The 25,286-nt window shown below is 71.3% G+C and carries 23 protein-coding genes and 1 riboswitch; of the genes, 15 read left to right on the top strand and 8 right to left on the bottom strand.

What is annotated here, in order from left to right:
* Positions 1 to 26 precede the first annotated feature (26 nt).
* From ACIBX3_RS20120 to ACIBX3_RS20160, 9 genes are all read left to right on the top strand, one after another.
* Positions 27 to 614 carry a phosphoribosylanthranilate isomerase gene (locus tag ACIBX3_RS20120; RefSeq protein ID WP_397119005.1) on the top strand — a complete coding sequence of 196 codons (588 nt, stop codon included), beginning with the start codon at positions 27 to 29 and terminating at the stop codon, positions 612 to 614.
* A 348-nt stretch (positions 615 to 962) separates the two neighbouring features.
* Positions 963 to 1,544: a CDP-alcohol phosphatidyltransferase family protein gene (locus tag ACIBX3_RS20125; protein WP_397119007.1), complete on the top strand. Its 582-nt coding sequence runs from the start codon at positions 963 to 965 to the stop codon at positions 1,542 to 1,544.
* Between the two features lie 4 nt (positions 1,545 to 1,548).
* On the top strand, positions 1,549 to 4,053 hold the full coding sequence (locus tag ACIBX3_RS20130; protein ID WP_397119009.1) for a sugar phosphate nucleotidyltransferase: 2,505 nt from the start codon (positions 1,549 to 1,551) through the stop codon (positions 4,051 to 4,053).
* A gap of 270 nt (positions 4,054 to 4,323) precedes the next feature.
* A complete protein-coding gene (locus tag ACIBX3_RS20135; RefSeq protein WP_397119011.1) occupies positions 4,324 to 4,836 on the top strand; it encodes an FHA domain-containing protein in 513 nt (170 codons plus the stop codon).
* A 200-nt stretch (positions 4,837 to 5,036) separates the two neighbouring features.
* Positions 5,037 to 5,690 (top strand): MerR family transcriptional regulator, encoded by a 654-nt coding sequence (locus tag ACIBX3_RS20140; RefSeq protein ID WP_397119013.1) that lies wholly within the window; start codon positions 5,037 to 5,039, stop codon positions 5,688 to 5,690.
* Between the two features lie 132 nt (positions 5,691 to 5,822).
* Positions 5,823 to 6,293 carry a bifunctional nuclease family protein gene (locus ACIBX3_RS20145; RefSeq protein WP_020539830.1) on the top strand — a complete coding sequence of 157 codons (471 nt, stop codon included), beginning with the start codon at positions 5,823 to 5,825 and terminating at the stop codon, positions 6,291 to 6,293.
* A gap of 147 nt (positions 6,294 to 6,440) precedes the next feature.
* A complete protein-coding gene (locus ACIBX3_RS20150) occupies positions 6,441 to 7,061 on the top strand; it encodes a MerR family transcriptional regulator (protein ID WP_397119015.1) in 621 nt (206 codons plus the stop codon).
* Between the two features lie 288 nt (positions 7,062 to 7,349).
* A riboswitch (glycine riboswitch) is annotated at positions 7,350 to 7,449 on the top strand.
* Positions 7,450 to 7,630: 181 nt separating this feature from the next.
* The gene (gcvP, locus tag ACIBX3_RS20155; protein ID WP_397119017.1) at positions 7,631 to 10,456 is read left to right on the top strand and encodes an aminomethyl-transferring glycine dehydrogenase; all 2,826 of its coding nucleotides are present in this window, start codon (positions 7,631 to 7,633) and stop codon (positions 10,454 to 10,456) included.
* A gap of 555 nt (positions 10,457 to 11,011) precedes the next feature.
* Positions 11,012 to 11,800 (top strand): hypothetical protein, encoded by a 789-nt coding sequence (locus ACIBX3_RS20160; protein ID WP_397119019.1) that lies wholly within the window; start codon positions 11,012 to 11,014, stop codon positions 11,798 to 11,800.
* Between the two features lie 184 nt (positions 11,801 to 11,984).
* Here ACIBX3_RS20160 and ACIBX3_RS20165 read toward each other — a convergent pair whose 3' ends face one another.
* Entirely contained in the window at positions 11,985 to 12,350 is a 366-nt protein-coding gene (locus ACIBX3_RS20165; RefSeq protein WP_397119020.1) for a hypothetical protein, read from the bottom strand.
* A 280-nt stretch (positions 12,351 to 12,630) separates the two neighbouring features.
* Here ACIBX3_RS20165 and ACIBX3_RS20170 point away from each other — a divergent pair, with 280 nt between their 5' ends.
* Positions 12,631 to 13,227 carry an alpha/beta family hydrolase gene (locus ACIBX3_RS20170; protein WP_397119022.1) on the top strand — a complete coding sequence of 199 codons (597 nt, stop codon included), beginning with the start codon at positions 12,631 to 12,633 and terminating at the stop codon, positions 13,225 to 13,227.
* 1 nt (position 13,228) lies between these two features.
* On the opposite strand, the gene ACIBX3_RS20175 is transcribed toward ACIBX3_RS20170, so the two are convergent.
* The gene (locus ACIBX3_RS20175; RefSeq protein ID WP_397119024.1) at positions 13,229 to 13,420 is read right to left on the bottom strand and encodes a DUF5999 family protein; all 192 of its coding nucleotides are present in this window, start codon (positions 13,418 to 13,420) and stop codon (positions 13,229 to 13,231) included.
* A 196-nt stretch (positions 13,421 to 13,616) separates the two neighbouring features.
* Positions 13,617 to 14,177 (bottom strand): TetR/AcrR family transcriptional regulator C-terminal domain-containing protein, encoded by a 561-nt coding sequence (locus tag ACIBX3_RS20180; protein ID WP_397119025.1) that lies wholly within the window; start codon positions 14,175 to 14,177, stop codon positions 13,617 to 13,619.
* 113 nt (positions 14,178 to 14,290) lie between these two features.
* Between ACIBX3_RS20180 and ACIBX3_RS20185 the strand changes: the two genes are divergently transcribed.
* A complete protein-coding gene (locus tag ACIBX3_RS20185; protein WP_397119027.1) occupies positions 14,291 to 14,689 on the top strand; it encodes a hypothetical protein in 399 nt (132 codons plus the stop codon).
* A gap of 95 nt (positions 14,690 to 14,784) precedes the next feature.
* Here ACIBX3_RS20185 and ACIBX3_RS20190 read toward each other — a convergent pair whose 3' ends face one another.
* From ACIBX3_RS20190 to ACIBX3_RS20200, 3 genes are all read right to left on the bottom strand, one after another.
* The gene (locus ACIBX3_RS20190) at positions 14,785 to 16,179 is read right to left on the bottom strand and encodes an RNA polymerase sigma factor (protein WP_397119029.1); all 1,395 of its coding nucleotides are present in this window, start codon (positions 16,177 to 16,179) and stop codon (positions 14,785 to 14,787) included.
* Positions 16,180 to 16,355: 176 nt separating this feature from the next.
* Positions 16,356 to 16,685 carry a hypothetical protein gene (locus ACIBX3_RS20195; RefSeq protein ID WP_397119030.1) on the bottom strand — a complete coding sequence of 110 codons (330 nt, stop codon included), beginning with the start codon at positions 16,683 to 16,685 and terminating at the stop codon, positions 16,356 to 16,358.
* Positions 16,686 to 16,728: 43 nt separating this feature from the next.
* Positions 16,729 to 17,877 carry an AMP-binding protein gene (locus tag ACIBX3_RS20200; RefSeq protein WP_397119032.1) on the bottom strand — a complete coding sequence of 383 codons (1,149 nt, stop codon included), beginning with the start codon at positions 17,875 to 17,877 and terminating at the stop codon, positions 16,729 to 16,731.
* 88 nt (positions 17,878 to 17,965) lie between these two features.
* Here ACIBX3_RS20200 and ACIBX3_RS20205 point away from each other — a divergent pair, with 88 nt between their 5' ends.
* Both ACIBX3_RS20205 and menD read left to right on the top strand, forming a co-directional pair.
* Positions 17,966 to 18,859: an o-succinylbenzoate synthase gene (locus tag ACIBX3_RS20205; RefSeq protein ID WP_397119328.1), complete on the top strand. Its 894-nt coding sequence runs from the start codon at positions 17,966 to 17,968 to the stop codon at positions 18,857 to 18,859.
* Positions 18,856 to 20,517: a 2-succinyl-5-enolpyruvyl-6-hydroxy-3-cyclohexene-1-carboxylic-acid synthase gene (gene menD / locus ACIBX3_RS20210; protein WP_397119034.1), complete on the top strand. Its 1,662-nt coding sequence runs from the start codon at positions 18,856 to 18,858 to the stop codon at positions 20,515 to 20,517. The genes ACIBX3_RS20205 and menD overlap by 4 nt, the downstream gene beginning before the upstream one ends.
* Before the next feature lie 33 nt (positions 20,518 to 20,550).
* On the opposite strand, the gene ACIBX3_RS20215 is transcribed toward menD, so the two are convergent.
* Both ACIBX3_RS20215 and ACIBX3_RS20220 read right to left on the bottom strand, forming a co-directional pair.
* Entirely contained in the window at positions 20,551 to 21,444 is an 894-nt protein-coding gene (locus ACIBX3_RS20215) for a 5'-3' exonuclease H3TH domain-containing protein (RefSeq protein WP_397119330.1), read from the bottom strand.
* Between the two features lie 42 nt (positions 21,445 to 21,486).
* Positions 21,487 to 22,725, bottom strand: coding sequence for a PP2C family protein-serine/threonine phosphatase (locus tag ACIBX3_RS20220; protein ID WP_397119035.1), 1,239 nt, complete (start codon positions 22,723 to 22,725; stop codon positions 21,487 to 21,489).
* Between the two features lie 180 nt (positions 22,726 to 22,905).
* Here ACIBX3_RS20220 and ACIBX3_RS20225 point away from each other — a divergent pair, with 180 nt between their 5' ends.
* Positions 22,906 to 23,991 (top strand): M24 family metallopeptidase, encoded by a 1,086-nt coding sequence (locus tag ACIBX3_RS20225; RefSeq protein WP_397119037.1) that lies wholly within the window; start codon positions 22,906 to 22,908, stop codon positions 23,989 to 23,991.
* Between the two features lie 63 nt (positions 23,992 to 24,054).
* Positions 24,055 to 25,251 carry a cytochrome P450 gene (locus ACIBX3_RS20230; RefSeq protein WP_397119039.1) on the top strand — a complete coding sequence of 399 codons (1,197 nt, stop codon included), beginning with the start codon at positions 24,055 to 24,057 and terminating at the stop codon, positions 25,249 to 25,251.
* The last annotated feature ends 35 nt before the right edge of the window (positions 25,252 to 25,286 follow it).

Raw genomic sequence — 25,286 nt, forward strand, 5'->3', positions numbered from 1 at the left:
CGCCCGCCGCCGCTAAGGTCGTACATGTGTACGTCAAGATCTGCGGCTTGAGCGAGCCCGAGCACGTGGCCGCCGCCGTCGAGGCGGGCGCCGACGCCATCGGGTTCGTGATGACCCGGAGCCCGCGCCGGATCGCGCCCGAACGGGCGGCCGAGCTGGCCGCACTGGTGCCCGAGCACGTGCTCACCGTCGGGGTGTTCCGCGGCGAGGATCCCGAGACCGTGCGGGCGGCGGCGCTGACCTCCGGGGTGCGGGCCGTCCAGCTCCACGGCCGGCACCCGCACGGCGACTTCACCGCGCTCAAGGACCTCGGCGCCGTCCTGATCAGGGCCGTCGACGCCGAGGCCGACCTGCGGTGCGGCGCCTATGACGAGGACCTCCTGCTCGTGGACGCCCCCCACGCGGGCTCCGGCCTGCCGTGGGACTGGGCGGCGATCCGCGGCCGCCCGTCGGGCCGCTGGCTCCTGGCCGGCGGCCTCGACCCGGCGAACGTGACCGAGGCCGTCGCGGCCGCCGGCCCGTGGGGGGTCGACGTGTCCAGCGGCGTGGAGACGTCGCCCGGGGTGAAGGACTCCGCCCTCATCAAGGCGTTCCTCGGGGCCGTCCGAGGGTGACGGACGACAACAGGCCGATCGTCTGGCGCCGCTGCTGCGGGGCGGACGGCGAGGTCCTCGCCGAGCCACGTGATCGACCAGCTCGCCAGGCGGGTTGAGGTGCGCCTGCCGGGCCGCGTCCACGCCTTCCTGCGCACCTGACCACCCACCGCGGCGATCATGCGCGCAACGGCGCCAGGTCTCCTCGAGTCGCGGGGGAGACGGGAGGGGAAAGAGCCGCCTGGGGGACGCGGCGTGCCGTTGTGGCCGCGGGGGGCCTCGGCGCCGTGAAGGCGGAGGTGAGGCCCGTTTTCAGTCCGGCGCAGGCGGGACCGCTGTGTTGGAGTTCCACGCAGTAGGGTCTGCTGCGTGAGCGAAACTTCCGCCGAGGACCGGATCTGGACGGTTCCCAACCTGCTGAGCTTTCTGCGCCTCCTCGGCGTGCCCGTGTTCCTCTGGCTGGTTCTCGGGCCCAGGGCGGACGGGTGGGCCATCGGGGTCCTCGCGGTGGCCGGGTTCACCGACTGGCTCGACGGAAAGATCGCCCGGGCGTTCAACCAGACCAGCAAGCTGGGCCGGGTCATCGACCCAGCCGCCGACAAGCTGTACGTGTTCGCCACGATCCTGGCCCTGCTCCTGCGCGACGTCATCCCCTGGTGGCTGGTCATCGTCATCCTGGCCCGGGAACTCTTCGTCGCGAGTTGCTTCCCCGTACTCCGCAAGCATGGCTACCGGAAACTTCAGGTGCATTTCCTGGGCAAGGCCGCCATGTTCAACCTCATGTACGCCTTCCCTCTCCTCTTCCTTGCCTCCCACACTGGGTGGTATGCCGATATAGCCCGAATTGCCGGATGGGCGTTCGCGTTCTGGGGAACGGGCCTGTACTGGTGGGCAGGGGTGCTGTACGTGGTGCAGGTGCGCCAGCTCGTGGCCTCGGCCAAAAAGGAGTGATCGGGTGAAGGCGGTTGTGATGGCGGGCGGGGAAGGCACTCGGCTGCGCCCTATGACCGCCAACCAGCCCAAACCCCTACTTCCGGTGGTCAACCGCCCGATCATGGAGCACGTGCTCCGCCTGCTCAAGCGGCACGGCGTCACCGAGACGGTGGTCACGCTCCAGTTCCTGGCCGCCCTCGTGCGCAACTACTTCGGCGACGGCGACGAGCTCGGCATGAGCCTCCAGTACGCCACCGAGGACCTGCCCCTCGGCACCGCGGGCAGCGTCAAGAACGCCGCCGACCGCCTCCGCGACGACCGATTCCTGGTGATCTCCGGCGATGCCCTGACGGATATCGATTTATCCGACATGGTGAGATTTCACCGCGAGAATTCGGCTTTGGTGACGATCGGCCTGAAACGCGTCCCGAATCCGCTCGAGTTCGGGATCATCATCGTCGACGACGAAGGCCGCGTGCAGCGCTTCCTCGAGAAACCCACCTGGGGGCAGGTCTTCTCCGACACCGTCAACACCGGCATCTACGTCATGGAGCCCGAGGTCCTCGGCGCCGTGGCGGCCGGCGAGCCCGTCGACTGGTCGTCCGACGTCTTCCCCGCCCTCCTCGAGCGCGGCGCCGCCATCTACGGGTACGTGGCCGACGGCTACTGGGAGGACGTCGGCAGCCACGACAGCTACCTCAAGGCCCACGCCGACGCCCTGTCCGGCAAGGTCGACCTGGACATCTGCGGCTTCGAGCTCTCACCCGGCGTCTGGGTCGCCGAGTCGGCCTCGGTCGACCCCGACGCCGTGCTCAAGGGCCCGCTGCTCATCGGCGACTACGCCAAGGTCGAGGCGGGGGCCGAGCTGCGCGAGTTCACCGTGCTCGGCAACAACGCCGTCGTGCGCGAGGGCGCCTTCCTGCACCGCGCGATCGTCCACGACAACGTCTACCTCGGCTCCGGCGCCCACCTGCGCGGCTGCGTGATCGGCAAGAGCACCGACGTGATGGCCGGCGCCCGCATCGAGGAGAACGCCATCATCGGTGACGAATGCGTCATCGAGTCCGAGGCGTACGTCTCCAGCGGCGTCCGCGTCTACCCGTTCAAGACCATCGAGGCCGGCGCGGTCGTCAACACCAGCGTCATCTGGGAATCGCGCGGCCAGCGCAACCTGTTCGGCCCGCGGGGCGTCAGCGGCCTGGTCAACGTGGAGATCACCGCCGAGCTGTGCGTCCGCCTGGCCAGCGCGTACGCCACCACCCTGAAGAAGGGCGAGTACGTCGTCACCTCCCGCGACTGCTCGCTGGCCGCCAGGGCGCTCAAGCGGGCCGTCATCGGAGCGCTCACGGCCGGGGCGATCAACGTTCTCGACCTGGAGGCCGCGCCGCTTCCGGTGGCCCGCTTCCACACCGGCCGCGAGTCGGCCGCGGGCGGCATCTCACTGCGCACCACGCCCGGCGACCCGCAGAGCGTGGACATCGTCATCATGGACGGCCGCGGCGCCGATCTGCCCCCGGCCGCCCAGCGCAAGCTGGAGCGGGTCTTCTCCCGCCAGGAGTTCCGCCGCGCCTTCCCCGGCGAGATCGCCGAGCTCGCCTACCCGGCCAGGGCGGTCGAGGACTACACCCACGAGCTGCTGCGCCACGTCGGCGTGGGCGACGTCAGGGACATGAAGGTCGTCGTCGACTGCGCCGGCGGCACCTCCTCGCTGGTGCTGCCGACGCTGCTCGGCCGGGTCGGCGTGGACGTGCTCACCGTGAACGCCCGCCTCGACGAGGTCTCGCCCACCGAGACGCTCGCCGAGCGCCGCCGCGACCTGCAACGCCTGTCGGAGCTGGTCAGCTCGTCCCGTGCGGCGTTCGGCGTCCGGTTCGACCCGGTGGGCGAGCGCATCGCCCTGGTGGACGAGATGGGTCAGCTCATCAACGAGGAACGCGCCCTGCTGGTCGTGCTCGACCTGGTCGCCGCCGAGCGCCGGGGCGGCCAGGTGGCGCTGCCGGTCACCACGACCAGGGTCGCCGAGCAGGTCTGCCGTTTCCACGGCGTGCAGGTGCAGTGGACCTCCACCGCGCTCGACGCCCTCACCTCGGCCGCCGCCGGTCCCGACATGATCTTCGCGGCGGACGGGCGCGGCGGATTCGTCGTGCCCGAGTTCAGCCCCGCCATCGACGGGCTGGCCGCGTTCATGCGCCTGCTGGGCCTGGTCGCCCGCACCCGTCTGTCGCTCAGCCAGATCGACGCCAGGATCCCCGAGGTCAAGCTGCTCAAGCGCACCGTGCCCACGCCGTGGGCGGCCAAGGGAGCGGTCATGCGCTCGGTCATCGAGGCGGCCGAGGCCGAGCCCGAGGGCCACCGCATCGACATCACCGACGGCGTGCGCGTCGCCCGCGACGACGGCAGCTGGGTGCTGGTCCTGCCCGCCGCCACCGAGCCCGTCACCGACCTGTGGGCCGAGGCGTCCGACATGGACGGCGCCCAGGCTCTGATCGAACGCTGGGCGCGCATCGTGGAGCAGGCCGCTTCCTGACCGGGTGATCACAGTGCGTGACGGAAAAGTCTTCATCGGCGACGCGCGCGGAGAGTGCCGCAAGATCGTAATGTAGAAACGCGCGGCGGCATGGACCACGGGGCGGAAGCGGCGGTAACTTTGTCTGCGTCCAAACCACCGTCCAGCGCCCCGAGTTGACCTTTGCCGCTGATCAGCGTAAGTTGCGGCATTCGCAAACTTGAAAAAGCGAAGCGAGGCGCGCCCCGAGCACTGTCGCCGCGTCTTCGCGGTAGGAGGCCGAGCCGATCGATGCCGAGCGTCTACTGCACGCAGTGCGGGCACGCCAACCCCGAGGATGCCCGTTTCTGTTCCCGTTGTGGGTCACCGCTGACCAGACCCGAGGTCTCCGGGGATACCACATCGACGATCTCCGTCGCGGGAATCGAGGCATACGAGGCTGAGACAGGCGACATGCTCCTGGCCGAGCGGGCGCTCGTCGAGCAGCTGCCGCCCGGCGCGGCGTTGCTCACGGTGACCAGGGGCCCCAATCAGGGGAGCCGCTTCCGGCTCGACAAGGACCTGACCACGACGGGCCGTCACCCGGAGAGCGACATCTTCCTCGACGACATCACGGTCTCCCGCCGCCACGTCGAGTTCTACCGCCACCGCGGCGGCCAGTTCTCGGTGCGCGACGTGGGCAGCCTCAACGGCACCTACGTCAACCGCGAGCGGATCGAGGAGGTTCCCCTGCACTCCGGAGACGAGGTGCAGATCGGCAAGTTCCGCCTCGTCTTCCTGATGCGGGGCAGCTCCGGCGTATGAGCGAGCGCAGCGAGCGTCTCATGGACACGGCTTCCCATGGGGAACTCATGCGGCCGGAGGTCGTATGAGCGAGCGCAGCGAGCGTCTCATGGACACAGCTCCCCACTGGGGACTCATGCGGCCGGAGGCCGTATGAGTGAGCGCAGCGAGCGTCTCATGGACACAGCTCCCCACTGGGGACTCATACGGCCGGAGGCCGTATGAGTCCCCAGGCGGCACGCTCGTACATGAGCATCGGGGAGGTGCTCGCGCTCCTGCAGGGTGAGTTCCCCGATGTCACCGTCTCCAAGATCAGGTTCTTGGAGGGCGAAGGGCTGATCGAGCCGGAGCGCAGCCCCTCCGGATACCGGAAGTTCACGCACCTGCACGTCGAGCAGCTGCGTTTCATCCTCACCGAGCAGCGCGACCACTATCTGCCGCTGCGGGTGATCAAGGACAGGATGGCCGAGAGCTTCGGCCGCCCCCGGGCGGTGCAGAAGAAGCAGGAGGTCAAGCTCGACCGCGGCGAGCTGCTCGAGGCCGCGGGGATCGACGAGGAGACGCTCGCCGAGCTCGAGGACTACGGCCTGCTCGCCCCAGTGGCCAGGCGCTACGACGAAGAGGCGCTCATGGTGGCGCGCACGGTCGGCGCGCTGGCCCGCTTCGGCCTGCGCGCGAGGCACCTGCGCGCGGTCAAGGCCGCCGCCGAGCGCGAGTGCGGCCTGGTCGAGCAGACCGTCGCGCCCGTGCTGAAACGCCGCGCCCCCGGGGCCATCGGGGAGGCCGAGGAGACCGCCAGGGAGCTGTCCACGTTGCTGCTGGACCTGCACGCGTCGCTGGTTCGCGCGGGCGTACGCTCGGTGCTGGGGCGTTGAGAGCGAAGCGAGCAGGGAGGCGGCGGCACATTCCAGGCCTCTCGGGTGTTACGTTGAATTGAAGTAGCCAGTCAGCAGAAGCGACGAGCAAATAGCTGTGCCGGGTGACCGGTCAGGAATACGGAGCAGCCCGTGTTGCAGATGGAGGTCGTGGGCGTACGAGTTGAAATGCCCACAAATCAGCCGATCGTCTTGCTCAAGGAGGCACACGGGGAGCGGTTCCTTCCTATATGGATCGGCATGACCGAAGCCACGGCCATCGCCTTGGCCCAGGCGGAGGAGCCTCCCCCGAGGCCGCTCACCCACGACCTCTTCCGTGACGTGCTGAGCGCTCTGGGCGTGGGCCTGCGGGCGGTCAACATCGTCGCTCTGCGCGACGGCATCTTCTTCGCCGACCTGGTGTTCTCCAACGGCGTGGAGGTGAGCGCGCGGCCGTCGGACTCGATCGCGCTCGCGCTGCGCACCGGAGCCCGCATCTTCGCCAGCGAGGAGGTGGTCCAGGAGGCCGGCGTGGTCATCCCGGACGACCAGGAGGACGAGGTGGAGAAGTTCAGGGAGTTCCTTGACACGATCACTCCCGAGGACTTCGGCAGGGCGGGGTAGGTATTTCGGTGCATTTACGCTTCACGACGCGCCGAGCCGGATCGTTGACTGAGCATGGTCACGGTCCTACGGTGCAAGTGAAACCCGTGGTCGCCCTTTATGAACCCCCAGATCAGGCCGCGGGATGAGAGAAAGCCGGAGGTCCGCGTGGCGGTCAGCAGCGGCGAGGGAAAGACGGCCGGCCAGGAAGATCCGGTGCGGCGCGAGGACGCGCGGCAGCGTGCCGGGGAGCAGGGCCTGCTCTTCGACGAGCAGCCGGCGGCGTTGCCGGACGACATCGGGTACCGCGGGCCCACGGCCTGCGCGGCGGCCGGCATCACCTACAGGCAGCTCGACTACTGGGCGCGTACAGGCCTGGTGGAGCCCACGATAAGGGCAGCGCAAGGCTCGGGCTCCCAGCGGCTCTACAGCTTCCGCGACATCCTGGTGCTCAAGGTCGTCAAGCGGCTCCTCGACACCGGGGTGTCGCTGCAGCAGATCCGCACGGCCGTGCAGCACCTGCGCGATCGCGGGGTCGCCGACCTCGCCCAGATCACGCTCATGAGCGACGGCGTCAGCGTCTACGAGTGCACCTCGGCCGACGAGGTGATCGACCTGCTCCAGGGCGGCCAGGGCGTGTTCGGGATCGCGCTCGGCCGGGTCTGGCGCGAGGTCGAGGGATCCCTCGCGGAGCTGCCGGGGGAAAGAGCGGCGGTCGAGGACACCGTCCCGGCCGACCACCCCGCTGACGAACTCGCAAGGCGCCGACGCGCCCGGCGCATAGGGTAGGAACAGCCGCCCGAGCGTTGGCCATGCCAGACGATGGTCAACGGCAGAACTGTTGTCGGCGTCCTGCCGTTGGATGAGTGACGACCGATGGTAATGGCGGGATGACTTTCTGTCACAACCAGGTGCCCGCCCGGCCTTGCCGGGTCGCCGCCGGCCTTGGCGCGGGGTGCGACGAGACTACGCCGATGTCCGTTTTGCTCAGGTAAACGACAGAGAACCGAAGACGCTTATGGAGACCGGCGAGGGTTGTCATCGGTGAGGGTTGTAATCTAGGACAAGCAAAGCTTGCGACCCCGTGCGGGAGAGTCCCCGGGGCCTTCGGGCCCCTGGGCGCCGAAGGAGCAACCCTCCCCGGAATCTCTCAGGCACCCTGTACCGCTCGGGCGAGGCAACTCTGGAAAGCAGGCGCGCCCGCCAGGCGTGCCTCACCGACGGTGCAAGCCCCCGCCCGGGGGTGAAGCTCTCAGGTCGCGGCACCGCACCCATCATGGGGCCGCGCTGACAGAGGGGGAGATCCGGCACTCGCCCGCGCCCTGGCGCCGGTCTCCATACCTTCGGGAGGCACCTCCATGACCGACCTGTCAGCTCCGCCGTTCTCCACCCGGCACATCGGCCCCTCGGAGTCCGAGCAGCAGCGCATGCTGGAGGTCGTCGGCTTCGAGTCCGTGGCCGACCTGGTGGCCGTGGCCGTCCCCGAGGCGATCAGGGCCAAGGACCGGCTCAAGCTGCCCGCCGCCGCGAGCGAGACCGAGGCGATCGCCGAGCTGCGCGCCCTGGCCGATCGCAACCGGGTGCTCACCTCGATGATCGGCCTGGGCTACCACGACACGATCACGCCCGCGGTCATCCGCCGCAACCTGCTGGAGAACCCGGGCTGGTACACCGCGTACACGCCGTATCAGCCGGAGATCTCACAGGGCCGGCTCGAGGCGCTGCTGAACTTCCAGACGGTCGTCTCCGACCTCACCGGCCTGCCCGTCGCCGGCGCCTCCCTCCTCGACGAGGGCACGGCCGCCGCCGAGGCCATGACGCTGGCCCGCCGCGCCGGCAAGTCCAAGAGCGACGTGTTCGTGATCGACGCCGACGCGCTGCCCCAGACCAAGCGCGTGCTGGCCACCAGGGCCGAGCCGCTCGGCATCACGCTCGTGGAGCACTCGCTCGACGGCGAGCTGCCCGAGTGCTTCGGCGTGCTCGTCCAGTACCCGGGGGCCTCCGGGCGGCTGCGCGACTTCCGCGCCGTGGCCGCCGCCGCGCACGAGGCGGGCGCGCTGGTCGTGGCCGCGGCCGACCTGCTGGCCCTCACGCTCGTGGCCGCGCCGGGCGAGCTGGGCGCCGACATCGCGATCGGCACCTCGCAGCGCTTCGGCGTGCCGTTCGGGTTCGGCGGGCCGCACGCGGCCTACATGTCCGTACGCGAGGGCCTGCAGCGGCAGCTGCCCGGGCGGCTCGTGGGCGTGTCCGTGGACGCCGACGGCGCCCCCGCCTACCGGCTGGCCCTGCAGACCCGCGAGCAGCACATCCGCCGGGAGAAGGCCACCAGCAACATCTGCACCGCGCAGGTCCTGCTCGCCGTCATCGCGGGCATGTACGCCGTCTACCACGGCCCCGACGGGCTGCGCCGCATCGCCCGCGGGGTGCACCGGCACGCCGTCGCCATCGCCGGTGGCCTGCGCCGGGCCGGCCTGGAGGTCGTACACGCCGAGTTCTTCGACACGGTCCTCGTCCGCGTGCCGGGCAGGGCCGCCGAGGTGGTCGCCGCGGCCGCCGAGCGCGGGATCAACCTCTGGCGGGCCGACGACGACCACGTCTCGATCTCCTGCGACGAGAAGACCGGAGCCGCCGAGGTGGCCGCGGTGCAGGAGGCGTTCGGGGTTCCGGCCGCGGACCCGGAGGGCGCGGCCGACGCGCTGCCCGCCTCGCTGCTGCGCGAGTCGGCATACCTCACCCACCCGGTCTTCCACAGCCACCGCTCCGAGACCGCGATGCTGCGCTACCTGCGCAGGTTGCAGGACAAGGACATCGCGCTGGACAGGTCGATGATCCCGCTCGGCTCCTGCACGATGAAGCTCAACGCCAGCACCGAGATGGAGCCGATCACCTGGCCCGAGTTCGCGGCGATCCACCCGTACGCGCCCGACGCGCAGGCCGGGGGCTACCTGGAGCTGATCGGCACGCTGGAGCGCTGGCTGGCCGAGATCACCGGCTACGACACGGTGTCGCTGCAGCCGAACGCCGGCTCGCAGGGCGAGTTCGCCGGGCTGCTGGCCATCCGCGCCTACCACCGCGCGGGCGGCCAGACCGGCCGCGACGTCTGCCTCATCCCGTCCTCCGCCCACGGCACCAACGCCGCCAGCGCCGTCATGGCCGGCATGCGGGTCGTGGTCGTGGCCTGCGACTCCGAGGGCAACGTCGACCTGGACGACCTCGACGCCAAGATCGCCAAGCACCGCGACGCGCTGGCCGCGATCATGGTGACGTACCCGTCGACACACGGCGTGTACGAGGAGACCATCACCGAGGTCTGCGCCAAGGTGCACGAGGCCGGCGGGCAGGTGTACGTCGACGGGGCCAACCTCAACGCCCTGGTCGGGCTGGCCAAGCCGGGCGAGTTCGGGGCCGACGTGTCCCACCTCAACCTGCACAAGACGTTCTGCATCCCGCACGGGGGCGGCGGCCCCGGCGTCGGGCCGGTCGCGGTGCGCGCCCACCTGGCGGCCTACCTGCCCGGCCATCCGCTGCACGACGGCACGCCGGTCGGGCCCGTCTCCGCGGCCCCGTACGGGTCGGCGGGGATCCTGCCGATCTCGTGGGCGTACATCAGGATGATGGGCAGCGACGGGCTCACGGCGGCCACCGAGCAGGCCATCCTGTCGGCGAACTACCTGGCGCGGCGCCTGGCCCCCCACTACCCGGTCCTGTACACCGGCCGGGGCGGGCTGGTGGCGCACGAGTGCATCGTCGACCTGCGGCAGATCACCAAGGAGACCGGCGTCACCGTGGACGACGTGGCCAAGCGGCTCATCGACTACGGCTTCCACGCGCCCACCATGTCGTTCCCGGTGGCGGGCACGCTCATGATCGAGCCGACCGAGAGCGAGGACCTCGGCGAGCTGGACCGGTTCGCCGACGCGATGATCGCCATCCGGGGAGAGATCGCCAAGGTGGCGTCGGGCGAGTACGACAAGACCGACAACCCCCTCCGGAACGCCCCGCACACGGCCACGTCGGTCACCGCCGACGAGTGGACGCACCCGTACCCGCGCAGCGAGGCGGCCTACCCGGTGCCGTCGCTGCGTGAGGGCAAGTACTGGGTGCCGGTACGGCGGATCGACCAGGCGTACGGGGACCGCAACCTGGTGTGCTCCTGCCCGCCTTTGGAGGCGTACGAGGACTGAATGCCTGCGGCGCGGTGTCCTCGTCGCTTCGCGTACGAGGACTGAATGCCTGCGGCGGGGTGTCCTCGTCGCTTCGCGTACGAGGGCTGAGCGGACGATGGCGGATCGGCCAGTCCGCCATCGTCAAGTGAGCAGACATGATCGCCAGAAGTCGTTAGGGTGTGAATCGTTGCTGGCCCTTGCTATGCGAGCAGGTGGTTACCGGTAGAACTGTTATGCAACGCATAGTAATCGCGAAGTAACATCCTGTCACGGCCGGGTGTCTGAGTGGCGCCCGGTCCCCGCCCTCGTTGGTGTCCGCACCACCGGGACAGCGTCCGGCGGGGCGGTGGCCCAAGAGCCGCGCTCTCTCCAGGAGTGCGGAGTCAGCCTCCGACACCGCGGTTCTCGGCCACGGTCCGCCCGGCTTGCCGGACGGACGCGGCTTTGGCTTCCACCGGATCGCTGCCCGGCCTCGGTCGGCGTGCGGCGAGGTTACGCCGATGTCCGTTTTACCTCGGTAAACACAGAGAATCGAAGACGCTTCGGTGCGACCCGTCGCCAGAAGGAGCTCTCTTGACGTCCTCAGAGCTGGAGACCCCGCCTCTCGACACCGCCCGCCGCCTCGCCGAGGGCGGCGACCTCGACGGCGCCGCGGCCATACTGAGCCGCCTGGTCGCCGACCCGGAGGGCCCCGACCGGGCCCAGGCCGCCGTCGGGCTCGCCGTGGTGCTGGAGGAGCGCGGCGACGTGGAGGGCGCCAGGACGGCGGCCAGGACCGCGCTGGCCACCGGCCATCCCGAGTACGCCGCCCAGGCCGCCTGCCACCTGGCCGAGGGCTTCGAGCGCGAAGGGCGGACCGAGCAGGCCAGGGCCGCCTGGCAGGCCGTGCTCGGCGTCGGCACGGCCGCGTACGTCCCGCTGGCCCATCTCGCGCTGGCCCGCCTGGCGGCGAACCTCGACGAGGCGGAGAAGGAGCTGCGGGCCGCCATGGCAGCCGGGGACGCGCGGATCGGGGCGCACGCGGCGGGCCGGCTGGCCGGCCTGCTGGTGGAGTACGGCGAGCCCGGGACGGCCGCTGACGTGCTCATGGACGCGCTGGAGGCGGCGCCCGAGGACGAGGTGCCGGGGCTGCGGGTGCAGCTCGGCATCGCGCATCTGGAGCTGGCCTGCGCCGAGTTCGCCGAGACCGTGGAGGGCGGGGCCGACCCCGAGACCAGTGCGCTGGCCATCGAGCTGCTGGCCCGCACGCTGCCGCTGCGCGGGCGGCCGGACGATGCCGACCGGGTGTGGTCGTACGGGCTGGAGCACGAGGACGAGACCTTGGCCGCCGAGGTCAGGCTCCGCTACCACCGCGACGCCTGACCTGCCTCGCCCCTGCTCGGCCGACGCGCCTGGTCCGTGCCGTACCCCTCGCGATGCCGTCCCGCCCGCTCGCGCCGTCCCGCCCGCTCGCGCGATCCCGAGACGGCGGTGGATCGGGTCGTCCACGGCGGAGTCGCGGCTCGAGGACGCCTGATCCGCGCCAGACCGCGGGCGGGGAGCCGGGTCAGCCGCGGCGCATGATGGCCGCCGCGGCGGCCACGTTGATGAGCACGATCGACAGCCAGGCGATCGTCAGCCCGAACAGCCCCGTGCTGCCCGCCGCGATGGCGGTGAGCGGGACGCCGATGCCCATCGACCCCAGCGCGATCGGGATCATCGCGGCACCGGGATTCTTGGCCTTGGGGTGCGGGGGCGGGCCGTACGGCGGCGCGCCGTGCGTGCCCAGTTCGGCCCGCACCCGGGCGGCGATCGTCGCATCGAGCCGTTCCATGAACGACTCCACGAGCGCGGCCTCGTAGTCGGGGCCGAGATCACGGCGGGCGTCGAGGGTGGCCTGCAGGTCATCCCGGAGGGGGCGATTGTCTGGCATGCCACCATCATCCCGGGCGCGTGACACGCCGTCATCCGACCTGAGGGCTAAGACGGGATCGTCCGAAGGTACGGTTCTGCCGTGACTCCTGCGCTCCCTGACGGGAGCGGCTTCTCGCTGACCCGCTTCGCGGCGTCGCGAGCGGCGCGCACCCGCCCTACGGTCGGTGACGAAGAGTGACGAGATCACCACGATGCCGGCAGGCGCCGGGCAAACCTGAAGGGAGGGAGCGCGGACTTTCCCGCCGGTCAAGGCGGGCGGGTCCCTCCGCGCGAATCTGATGGAAATCACCACCCCGCGAGGACCCGCGCTGGTCCAGATCGACGAGGCGGCCGAGCCCCGGCTGCTGCTCGTGCTGACCCACGGGTCGTCCGGGGGAGTGGACGCTCCCGACCTGCTGGCCGTCCGCGACGCCGCGCTCACCGCCGGGGCCAGCGTGGCCAGGGTGACGCAGGCGTTCAGGGTGGCGGGGGCGCGGGCGCCCGGCTCGCCGGCCAGGCAGGACGAGGCATGGGAGATCGTCCTGGAGGAGCTGCGTTCGCGGTGGTCCGGCCTGCCGATCGTGCAGGGCGGGCGGAGCAACGGGGCGCGGGTCGCCTGCCGTACGGCCAAGGCGGTCGGCGCGGCGGCGGTCGTGGCGCTGGCGTTCCCGCTCCACCCGCCGGGCAAGCCGGAGCGTTCCAGGGCGGGGGAGCTACGGGGAGCCGGGGTGGACGTGCTGGTCGTCAGCGGAGATCGTGACCCGTTCGGGATCCCCGACGCCGCGGACGCGGCGCGCCTGGTGGTGCTGCCCGGGGAGGGGCACGACCTGAAGCGGGACCCCGCCCGGGTGGGCGCGGTCGTGGCGGAGTGGATCGGCCACTACGCGTACGCCTAGCTCAGGCCGCGCCGACGACGGGCCGATGCGGCTCGATGGTGGCGCCGCTGGGCAGGAGCTCCCCGGTGTCCTCGAACAGTACGACGCCGTTGCAGAGCAGGGACCATCCCTGCTCGGGGTGGCAGGCGAGCGTGCGTGCCTTCTCGCGATCAGGCGCCTCTGCATCCGGACAGGCCGGGACGTGCGGGCACATCGGCGTGCCTCCGATATCTCGTGGGATGCCCCCGTTGAGGGCGGGAGCGGCTCGGGTTCTTCTGTTGGCAAGTGTGCGGCGTATGTCACACATTCCGACATAGTCCGTTAGGACTGTTACAGGAGGGTCCCCGGAACGTGTGACCTTCGACACAGGGTGCCTTATGCAGGATAACGGGCCAAGCGTGACACGCGCATCACGTTTGCAAACCCTTGAGAAGAGCGTCGAGTCCGCGTTCGAAGTCAACATCGGCCCTTTCATCCCTCCTGACCCATTCGTCGACCTCGGGATCGGCCCAGCCGGACTGCTGCACCTCGACCGCCACGCTGCCGAACACGAAGGCCCGCAGCGCGCGAACGGCCTCCGCGGCGTTGTCCAGGCCGCCGTCGGCGAGCTGCTCGGTCTGCTCCCTGATGGCGATGGCCGTGGCCCCTTTGGGGGGTTTGGTGAGCGCCAGGGCCAGCACGCCCGGGTGCTCGCGGAGTAGCTCCCGCTCCGCCCGGCACCACGATCTGGCCGTCTCCTGCCAGGTCGTGGCCTGCTCCACGTGGACAGTGGTGACGTGCTCGGCCAGGGCGTCCATCAGCGCCTCCTTGCCGCGGGGCAGGTGGTGGTAGATGGCCATGGCCTCGACCTGGAGCGCGTCGCCCAGCCGGCGCATGGTCAGCCGGCGCAGGCCCTGGCTGTCGGCGATGTGGAGTGCGGCCTCGATGATGCGCTCGCGGGAGAGGGGGACTGGTGGTCTCTTGGCGGGCATGATGATCATCTTACTATGTAAAGGGCGTCGCGCCGGGCTGATTTCTGATCGTGTCGCCGGACGGCGTACCCTTGGCCATTGAACGAGTGCCGGCTGGTGAAGGGGCAGGGTCGATGGCGTTTTTCCGTCCGCGGGTGAGCCGGGAGGCCGAGGTTCGCTACCACGCGGACCAGGAGATCTCCAGGAGCTTCCCCGAGCTGCTCGAGAAGGCACGGCAGGCTGAGCAGACGCTGAGGGAGCTGCGGGCCGCGGCGGCCGACGAGATCGAGCTGCTGGCCGCGGGGCAGGCGTTCGACAGGGCGCTGACCGAGGCGCTGCGGGCCGCTGAGGCGGGGCAGCGGGCCACGTTCGGGGTGAAGGCCTACGACGACCGGATCGCGCGGCGCAAGGCCAGGGCCACGCCTGCCGGCAAGACGTGGACGGCGGAGGTCGATCGGCTGCGCACGTTGCGCGAGGAGAACCGGATGTGGGGGATCCCGCGCGTGCCCCGTCCGCTGCCCGCCACCCGCTGACGCCGCTCAGCGTCGCTCGGCGGCCTCCTCAAGGACCCGCCATGAGACGAGACGAAGCCCCGGTCACGAGGGCGTGGCCGGGGCTTCGTGGTGGGTCAGCTGGCCCAGTCGAGCAGGGGCCGGGTGTTGCTCGGGTGGCGGAGCTTGGAGAGGGACTCCTTCTCCAGCTGGCGGATCCGCTCCCGGGTCAGCCCCAGGTGCTTGCCGATCTCGTCCAAGGTGTGCGGCTTGCCGTCCACCAGGCCGAACCGGAGCGCCATGATCTTCGACTCCCGGGGGGAGAGGTTGTCGAGCACGCCCCGCAGCTGGTCGCCCAGCAACTGGCGGTCGACGATCTCCGAGGCCTCCGGCGAGTCGACGTCCTCGATGAGGTCGCCGATCGTGGTCTCCCCGTCCTCGCCGATCGTCGCGTTCAGTGAGATCGGCTGGCGGCTGGTGCGCAGCAGCTCCTCGATCTGGTCCGGCGTCTTGTCGAGCTCGACCGCCAGCTCCTCGGGCGTGGGCTCGCGTCCCAGGCGCTGGTGCATGTCACGCTCGACCCTCGACAGCTTGGAGAGCATCTCCAGCACGTGCACGGGCAGCCGGATGGTCCGGGCCGAGTCGGCGAAGCCGCGCTGGATGGCCTGCCTGATCCACCACATGGCGTACGTGGAGAACTTGAACCCCTTGGTGTAGTCGAACTTCTCCACGGCCCTGATCAGGCCCAGGTTGCCCTCCTGGACCACGTCCAGCAGGGACATGCCGCGGTCGGTGTACTTCTTGGCGACCGACACCACGAGGCGCAGGTTGGCCTCCAGCATGTGGTCCTTGGCCTGCCGGCCGTCCTCGACGACCATGTGCAGGTCCTCCTGGACGTCCAGGGGCAGGTCGGGGTAGGTCTCCAGCTTGTACTCGGCGTACAGGCCGGCTTCGATGCGCCGGGCCAGCTCGACCTCCTGCGCCGCCGTGAGCAGCGTGCGGCGGCCGATGGACTTCAGGTACGTGTGCACCGAGTCGCCCATCACGGACGCCGTGTCGTCCAGGTCGAGCTGCTCGCTCTCGACGTCGGCGTCCTCGGCGCTCACGACGAGGTCGTCATCGACCACGTCCTCCATGTGCTCCGGCTTGGGCTCGGACGGGACGACGCCGTTCGCCGCGTCGGGGGCGGCGGTTTTTGCCTTGGCCGCCTTGCGGCCGGTAGCCTTTGCTCGCGAGGTCGAGGCCTTCTTCGGAGCGGTTTCCTCCTGCTCCGCGGCGGACCTCGGCTGAGCGGGCCGGCGGGTGGCGGTCTTCTTGGGGGCGGTCTTGCTGAGAGACGGCTCGTTCTCGGCGGCCAGGCTCACGCCGGCCTCCGATAGCTCGCGCAGTATCGTACGGCCCTCAGAGGGGCTGATCCCGGCTTCGGCGAACGCGTCACGCAGCTCCGCCAGAGAAAGGTGACCCCGGTTACGCCCTCGTTCAAGAAGCTGGTCGAGAGTCGCGGGTGGGGTCGCCACGGCGGTTCTGGGCATGAGGACACCTCCTCCGTACGGAGTTAGAAGCGATCAGGCAGGTTGTGGCGGGGCGGCTTCGCTGTCCGCACGGCGCACCAGTATCAATAACGCCATTCGCCGCCATTTGTTCCCGTGTGGCCGAAAAGGCGGAAAAGGGGCGGATCGCCATCCGGCGAGCCGCCCCCGTGCGGGTCCTACTCGGTCACGTCGATCCTTCCGGGCGTGACCTCGGGCATGGGCATGGGCTGGGCGTCCTCCATGCGCTCGTCCGACCAGTATTCGAGGACCTTGCCGGGGTCGGGATTGACCTCTTCGGAGACCACGATGTCATCATCGGTGGTCTCGGGGTTCGGGGCCGGCTGCTCCGGCTGGCCGGACGGTGACGCCTTCTCCACCACTGCTCTGGTCTCCTTGCTGACCTGATCGAGCTTGCCCGCCGAGGCGGCCGCCGCGACCGAGGCGCCGCCGGCGACGATGACGCCGACGATGGCCGCGGATGCCCACATCTTGCGGGTCTGGTCCATGAAGGCTCCCTCCTACTCCCCACTATGACGCAGCCGCAACTCGTCAGGTTCCTGCCTTCAGGCGTACCAGATCGGTCTTGCCGTTGGGCAGCAGCGGCAGTCCGGAGACCAGGCGCAGGTCGCGCGGAGCCGCGTGAGGGGGAAGCCTATCGCGGGAATATGCCCGCAATTGGGCAAGCGTGGGGGGTGTGTTGGGGTCCGCGGGCACCACGACGGCCGTGACGAGCTCGCCCCATTCGGGATCGGGCACGCCGATCACGGCCACGTCGGCGATCGCGGGGTGGGCGGCGAGCACGGTGGCCACGGCGGTGGCGACGACCTTCTCGCCGCCGGTGTTGATGACGTCGTCGGCCCGGCCCAGCACCCGTAGCCGCCCGCCGGCCAGCTCGCCCAGGTCGGAGGTGGCGAACCAGCCGTCCTCGGACGGCGGGGCGCCGCCGAAGCGGTAGCCGGAGAAGAGCACGGGGCCCGAGATCCGGATCAGGCCGTCGCCGCCGATTTTGAGATCTACATTGTAAAGGGGCCGGCCATCGTACACGCAGCCGCCGCACGTCTCGCTCATCCCGTACGTCGTCACGACCCGGGCACCGAGGTCCCTGGCCTGGTCCAGCAGGCCGGGCCGGGGCGCGGCGCCGCCGAGCAGGACCGTGCGGAACACCGACAGATCCGCCCCCAGTTCCACGAGCCGGTGCAGCTGGGTGGGCACGAGCGAGACGTGGTCGGCGCCGGAGTCCAGGACCGCGCGCGCGTCGAAGCGCTCGTGGATGATCGGCTCGCTCTCCGACAGCAGGGCGCGGACGAGGACCTGCAGGCCGGAGACGTGCGAGACGGGCAGGCAGCACAGCCAGCGCTCGCCCTTGGACGCCTCCAGACGCCGCAGCGAGGCCGCCGCGGAGGCGCGCAGCGCGGTGGCCGAGAGCATCACGCCCTTGGGCGCTCCGGTGCTGCCGCTGGTGGCGATCACGACCGCCACGCCGGGCGGCACGACCGCGCCGCCGTCATGGAGCGCTCCGTCCACGTGGGTGGGCCGCAGCGCGGCGATCATGGCGCCGGAGGAGGGGCCGGGGGCGAGGGGCAGGACGGCGGGGCCGCTGCCGTCGAGCGCGTCGCGGATCGCCGTGACCATCGCGGGTCCGGGAGGCTGCACAATGGCATTCAGCGGGCGGTCCGGATGCGACGGGTTCCTCCACATGCTCGTAAGGTTAATGGCGACAGGTCGGACGGCGGCGCAGGGGACGGGGAGGGTCGTGACGCGTTCTCCCGTGGTCTTCAGCATCCCGATGCGCACGCGTTTCCGAGGGCAGACCGTCAGGGAAGGGGTGCTGCTGCGCGGCCCGGCGGGGTGGGGGGAGTTCTCCCCGTTCCCGGAGTACGGCCCGCGCGAGTGCGCCCGCTGGCTGGCGTGCGCCCGCGAGGCCGCGTTCGAGGGCTGGCCGGAGCCGGTGCGCGACCGCGTCCCGGTCAACGCGACCGTGCCCGCCGTGGACGCCGAGCAGGCCCACGAGATCGTACGGCGGTCGGGCTGCGGCACGGCGAAGGTCAAGGTGGCCGAGCGCGGGCAGACGTTCGACGACGACGTGGCCAGGGTGGAGGCCGTACGCGACGCGCTCGGCCCGGCCGGGCGGCTGCGGGTGGACGCCAACGGCGCGTGGAGCGTCGAGGAGGCGGTGCGCCGGCTGAAGCGCCTGGACAAGTACGACCTGGAATACGCCGAGCAGCCGTGCGCCACCCTGGAGGAACTGGCCGCGGTGCGGCGGGCCTGCGACGTGCCGATCGCGGCCGACGAGTCGATCAGGCGGGCGGAGGACCCGCTGCGGGTCAGGGCGGCCGAGGCGGCCGACGTCGCGGTGGTCAAGGTGCAGCCGCTGGGCGGGGTGCGCGACGCGCTGCGCGTGGTGGAGGCGTGCGGGCTGCCCGCCGTGGTCTCCAGCGCGGTGGAGACGTCCGTGGGGCTGGCGGCGGGGCTGGCGCTGGCGGCCGCGCTGCCGTCGTTGCCGTACGCGTGCGGGCTCGGCACGATGTCGCTGCTGTCGGGCGACGTCGTGGAGGACTCGCTTGTGCCGGTGGACGGTTTTCTGGAGGTGCGCCGCCCGCCGGTGAATTTTCAGCATTTGTCGGCATTTGAGATTGAATCTCCCCAGTGGCTTCGCCGGATGCAGGAGGCGTCACGTTGAACCCCGCCACAGCGCTGGCCACGGTGCTGGTCGACGAGCTGGTGCGCTGCGGCCTGACCGACGTGGTGCTGGCGCCCGGCTCGCGCTCCGCCCCGCTGGCGCTGGCGCTGCACGCCGAGTCGCGGGTGCGCCTGCACGTACGCATCGACGAGCGCTCGGCGTCGTACCTGGCGCTCGGGCTGGCCAAGCGCGCCGAGCGGCCGGTCGCGCTGATCTGCTCGTCCGGCACGGCGACGGCGAACTTCCACCCGGCCGTGATCGAGGCCAGTGAGTCGGGCGTGCCGCTGCTGGTGCTCACCGCCGACCGCCCGCCCGAGCTGCGCGGCACCGGCGCCAACCAGACGATCGACCAGATCAAGCTGTACGGCGGCGCGACCCGCTGGTTCGCCGAGGTCGGCGTGCCGGAGGACCGTCCCGGGCAGGTGGCGTACTGGCGGTCGCTGGCCTGCCGCGCCTACCAGCGCGCCGCGGGCCCGGCCCACCCCGGCCCCGTCCACCTCAACCTGGCCTTCAGGGAGCCGCTGATCCCTGACGGCGACACCACCTGGAGCGAGCCGCTCGACAACGGCGCAGGCGGCCCCTGGGTGCGCACCAGGGTCGCGCCCCCGCCGATCGCCCTGCACATCCCGCCGACCCGGCGCGGCGTGCTGGTCGTCGGCGACGGCGCCGCGAACGTGCGCCGCTACGTGGCCGCCGCCGGCATGGCGGGCTGGCCGGTGCTGTCGGAGCCGCACGGCGGCGCCCGCTACGGCGACCACGCCATCGCGGCCTACCACCACCTGCTCGGCACCCCGGAGTTCGCCGACGTCCACCGGCCCGACGTGGTGGTCACGCTCGGCCGCCCCGGGCTGTCGCGGCCGCTGCTGTCGTGGCTGCGGCGGACCGCGGAGCACATCGTCGTGGCGCCCGACCTGGACCGCTGGCCGGACCCGACCAGGTCGGCCACGCAGGTGGCGCAGGCGGTGGAGATCCCGGTCGCCGCCGGCGACGACAGCTGGCTGCACGCCTGGCGGCAGGCGGATCTCGCGGCCAGGGCGGCCATCGACGAGGTGCTCGACGCCTCCGGAGCCAGCGAGCCGCGCCTGGCCAGGGACCTGGTGGACGCGCTGCCGAACGGCTCGCTGCTGTTCTGCGGCTCCTCGATGCCGATCCGCGACCTGGACCAGGCGATGCGGCCGCGGCGCGGCATCAGGGTGATGGCCAACCGGGGCGCCTCCGGCATCGACGGGCTGGTGTCGACCGCGATGGGGGCGGCGCTGGCGCACAACGGGCCCGCGTTCGCGCTGCTGGGCGACCTGTCGTTCCTGCACGACCAGAACGGGCTGATCCTGGGGCCCCGCGAGCCCCGGCCCGACCTGTGCATCGTGGTGGTCAACAACGACGGGGGCGGCATCTTCTCCCTGCTGCCCCAGGCGGCGGTACGCGACCCGTTCGAGCGGGTCTTCGGCACGCCGCACGGGGTCGACCTCGGGTACGTGGCGGCCGCGACCGGGACGCCGTACACGCTGGTGTCGGACATCTCCGGCCTGCAGAAGGCGCTGCGCGGCGAGGGGCCGCGTGTGGTGGAGATGCGCACCGACCGCGAGGAGAACGTCCACGTGCACGCCCGGCTGCGCGAAGCCGCCCAGGACGCCGTCCGCGCCTGTCTGGACGGCTAGCCTCCTTGTCCGCGGGTGCCGCTTCGTCGCAGGTCAGCCGCCCAGCACGTCGAGCAGGCGGTTGAGCGGGCTGTCGAGGCCGTACGTGTCGGCCAGGCGTACCAGCGCCTCCGGATCGCGGGGCTTGGCCGGCAGGGTCAGGTCGGCGGCCGGGAGCGGGGCGTCGGGGGCCACCTTGACGACAGCGGGGGCGGCGCGCAGGTAGTCGCGCGCGGCGATCAGCTTGGTGCGGGCACCCGCGGGGAAGCCGTCGGTCGCGCCCGCGTCCAGGGCCTCGAGGAGCGCCTCCAGAGAGCCGAAGCGGGTGATGAGGGCGGCCGCTGACTTCTCGCCGACGCCGGGGACGCCGGGCAAACCGTCGCTGGGGTCGCCGCGCAGCGTGGCGAAGTCGGCGTAGCCGCGGCCGGGGATGCCGTATTTGGCGGTGACGAACGCCTCGTCCACGATCTGCAGGTTGCGGATGCCGCGCGCGGTGTAGAGGACGCGGACCGGGCGGGCGTCGTCGACGAGCTGGAACAGGTCGCGGTCGCCGGTGACGATGTCGACCGCGCCGCTCGCCCGGTGGGTGAGCGTGCCGATGACGTCGTCGGCCTCGTAGCCGGGCGACTCCAGGCGGGCGATGCCGACGGCGTCGAGCACCTCCTCGATGACCGCGATCTGCGGCACGAGCGCGTCGGGCACCACTTCGGTGTTGCCGTGGGCGACGCGGTGCGCCTTGTACGTCGGGATGGCCGCCACCCGGAAGGCGGGCCGCCAGTCGGCGTCCATGGTGGCCGCGAGCTCCGCGGGGGAGTGCTGGCGCACGAGGGTCGCGATCATGTCGATGAGGCCGCGCACCGCGTTGACGGGCGAGCCGTCGGGAGCCTTGATCGACTCCGGCACGCCGTAGAAGGCGCGGAAATAGAGGGACGGAGTGTCCAGAAGCATCAGCACGTGTCTATGGTCGCACTCCCGGCGGGTCCTCGCTGGTTACGCGGAGCTGCCGCTCTCGGACCCTGCTCGTCGCTCCGGCTCAAGTATGCGCACCCCCAGCAAACACGCGTCGTCCTCCGGGTTGGGGCCGCCGATGTCGGACAGGAGGTGGTCGAGCCCGGCCTCCAGGTCGCGGCCCGGCACGTCGCGGGCGGCGGACAGGACCAGGTCGAGGCCGACGTCGATGTCGCGGGTGCGCCGCTCCACCAGCCCGTCGGTGAACATGAGCAGCAGGTCGCCGGGCCGCAGCCGGGTGATGGCCAGCTCGTACGGCCGCCCCGCCGCCGCTCCCAGCAGCACGCCCCTGGGCTGGTCGAGCCGGCTGGCCACCCCGTCGCGCACCAGGATGGGCGCCAGGTGCCCGGCCTGGCTCCAGGCGAACACCCGGGTCTCCGGGTCCAGATGGCCGATGATCGCCGTGGCGGTGGTGTCCGTGAGCTGGTGCAGGACCAGCTCGTTCAGCCAGTCCAGCAGCCGGTTGGCGGTCCTGCCGGTCATGGCCAGGCCGACGAGGGCGTGGCGGAGCTGGGCCATGTGGGCGATCGCGGGCAGGCCGTGGCCGGAGACGTCGCCGACGGCCAGCAGCAGGCGGCCGTCGGGGGCGGGGGCGGCCTCGAACCAGTCGCCGCCCAGGTTCGCGGTCTTCTCCGCGGGCACGTACCGCACGGCGATGCTGGTGTGCGGCAGGTCGCGGCAGCAGGCGGGGTCAGGAAGGATCGCCTCGCGCAGCGCCAGCATCACGTGGCGCTCCTCGGCGGCCTGCTCGCGGGCCTCCAGGAGCTGGCGGCGCGACTCCGACATCATGCGCTCGGCGCGGCGGCGGCCGGTGATGTCCTGGATGACACCGTGCAGGCCGATGGGACCGTCGGGGGCCGCCAGCGGTTCGAGGACCACCCGAATGTCGCGCAGATCGCCGGAGCCCGCGCCGCGGCGGATGCGGAACTCGGCCTGGACAGGCTCGACGCCCCGCACCGCCGACCACAGCAGCTGGTCGAGGGCGGCCACGTCCGCGGGCTCGACGTGCTTGGCCAGCTGCGACAGGGCGATGGGACCCTGGGCGCGGTCGCGGCCGAAGATCGTGTACACCTGGTCGGACCAGATCGTCTCGCCGGTGTGGAGATGCCACTCCGCCCAGCCCATGTTGCCGAGCCGCTGTGCATGCGCCAGCCGTACGGCGAGCATCTCCGCGTCGGATTCGTGCCCGAGCAGCCGGGTCCCCACCGCGGCGGTGCCCATGACGTCGACCATAGTCTCACTCTCAAAGCGCAGTGGATCTGGACAATTGTCCCCACAATAGGTGATCGTTGTTGAACGGAGTGTAGCGATCGCTTCTCGTGTTGTGAGAGCTTTTCGCGGATTTTAGGAGGGGTGGGCGCGAGTAGATTGGGGCCTGTGACGTCCTCAGACCTTTATCCCGTGTCCCGTCTGGCCGCCGTGCAGGAGGCCACCGCCAAGAAGGGGCTCGACGCCCTGTTGCTCACGCCCGGCCCCGATCTGCGTTACGTGAGCGGTTACGACGCCAAGCCGCTGGAGCGGCTGACGTGCCTGGTGGTGCCCGCCGCGGGGGAGCCGTACATGATGGTGCCGCGCCTGGAGCTGCCGGCCGCGGAGGCCTCGCCGGCCTCGCGGCTCGGGCTGGAGTTCGTGGCCTGGGACGAGACCGACGACCCGTACGCGCTCGTCGCGGCCCGGCTCGGGCGGGTGGGCAAGGTCGGGCTGGCGGACCGCATGTGGGCCATGTCGTCGCTGCGCTTCCGCGACGTGCTGCCGGGCGCCGAGCAGGTGCTGGCCGGCAGCGTGCTGCGGGAGTTGCGGATGCGCAAGTCCCCGGCCGAGGTGGCGGCGCTGCGCGCGGCCGGGGAGGCGATCGACGCCGTCCACCGGCGGGTGCCGGAGTTCCTGCGGGCCGGGCGGACCGAGCGCGAGGTGGGCCGCGACATCGCCGAGGCGATCCTGGCCGCCGGGCACGCCACGGTCGACTTCGTGATCGTCGCCTCGGGCCCCAACGGCGCCAGCCCGCACCACGACGTGTCCGACCGGGTGATCCAGGCGGGCGAGCCGGTCGTGGTCGACATCGGCGGCCAGCTGCACAACGGCTACTGCTCCGACTCCACGCGCACGTACAGCGTGGGGGAGCCGCCCGCCGAGTTCGCCGCGTACTACGAGGTGCTGCGCCGCGCCCAGGAGGCGGCGTGCGCGGCGGTGCGGCCCGGCGTGTCGTGCGAGTCGGTCGACGCGGCCGCCCGCGACCTCATCGCCGAGGCCGGGTACGGCGGCTACTTCATCCACCGGACCGGGCACGGCATCGGGATCGAGACGCACGAGGAGCCGTACATCGTGGCCGGCAACGGCGAGCCGCTGGAGCCCGGGCACGCCTTCTCCGTCGAGCCGGGCATCTACCTGCCGGGCCGGCACGGCGCCAGGATCGAGGACATCGTCGTGTGCACCGAGAGCGGTGGGGAGCGGCTGAACGACACGCCGCGCGAGCTGGTGATCGTCTAGGCGTCGAAGGCGCGCCGATCGCGGGTCTATCGGCATCATCCTTCGCTGTATACCGTCCGAATCATGGCCGAATTCGAGCAGTATCCGTTCATGCCCGGTCCACGGGGTCTCCCTGCGGAGACGTACGCGAAACGGCGGGAGCAGGAGCCGCTGGGCAAGGTGCGGCTGCCCAGCGGCGACACGGCGTACCTCACCACGACCTACCAGGACGCGGCCGTCGTCCTGAGCGACCCGCGCTTCAGCCGGGACCTCAGCCGTCCCGGCTCGCCCAGGATGTTCGACGGCTTCACCCTCGCCGAGGGGCCCGGCCTCATCAGCATGGACCCGCCCGACCACACGCGGCTGCGCCGGCTGCTGTCCGGGGTGTTCACGCCGCGCCGGGTCAACGGCTGGCGGCCGAGGCTGCGCGCGCTCGCGGGCGAGCTCATCGACGCGCTGCCCGAGGAGTTCGACTTCGTGCGCGACTTCGCCTTCCCGCTGCCCGTGCAGATCATCTGCGACATCGTGGGCGTGCCGGGGATCGACACCGTACGGGTGCGTGCCTGGTCGGACGCGATGCTGTCCACCTCCAGCCTGACGGAGGAGGAGAAGCTCACCGCGGCGATGGAGTTCTACGGCTACGTCGCCGAGATCATCGCCGCCCACCGCGAGAATCCCGGCGACGGCCTGCTGGCCACCATGATCCACGCCCGCGACGGCGAGGACCGGCTGACCGAGGACGAGCTGGTACGCAACACGCTCGGCCTGTTCGTGGCCGGACACGAGACCACCGGCTCGGTCCTGGCCAGGTCGATCCTGCGGCTGCTCGACCCGCGTGACGGCTACGAGCGGCTGGTGGCCGGGCCGGAGCTGGTCCCGGACGTGGTCGAGGAGCTGCTGCGCCTGGAGCAGCCGGGCGACAGCCCGCTCATCCGGGTGGCCACCGAGGACGTGGAGCTGCCGTCGGGCACCGTGCACGCGGGCGAGGGCGTGATCGCCTCCTTCGCCGGTGCCAACTTCGACCCGTCGGTCTTCCCGGACCCGGAGGTCATGGACCTGCGGCGGGAGACGACGCAGCAGCACCTGGCGTTCGGGCGGGGCGCGCATTATTGCCTGGGCGCGAACCTGGCCAGGATGGAGCTTCAGGAGATCCTCGGCGTGCTGGTGGAGCGGCTGCCCGATCTCGCGCTCGCCGGGCCCGCCGGCGACGTGCCGTGGACGGAGGGCAACATCATCGTCCGGCCCGTGCGGGTGCCCGTACGCAAGAGCGGCCACGGGTGAGCCGCTTCTCCGGGCGCGCCGGTTCACTGGGGCAC

Source organism: Nonomuraea sp. NPDC049480, assembly GCF_044465905.1.
Taxonomy (GTDB): domain Bacteria; phylum Actinomycetota; class Actinomycetes; order Streptosporangiales; family Streptosporangiaceae; genus Nonomuraea.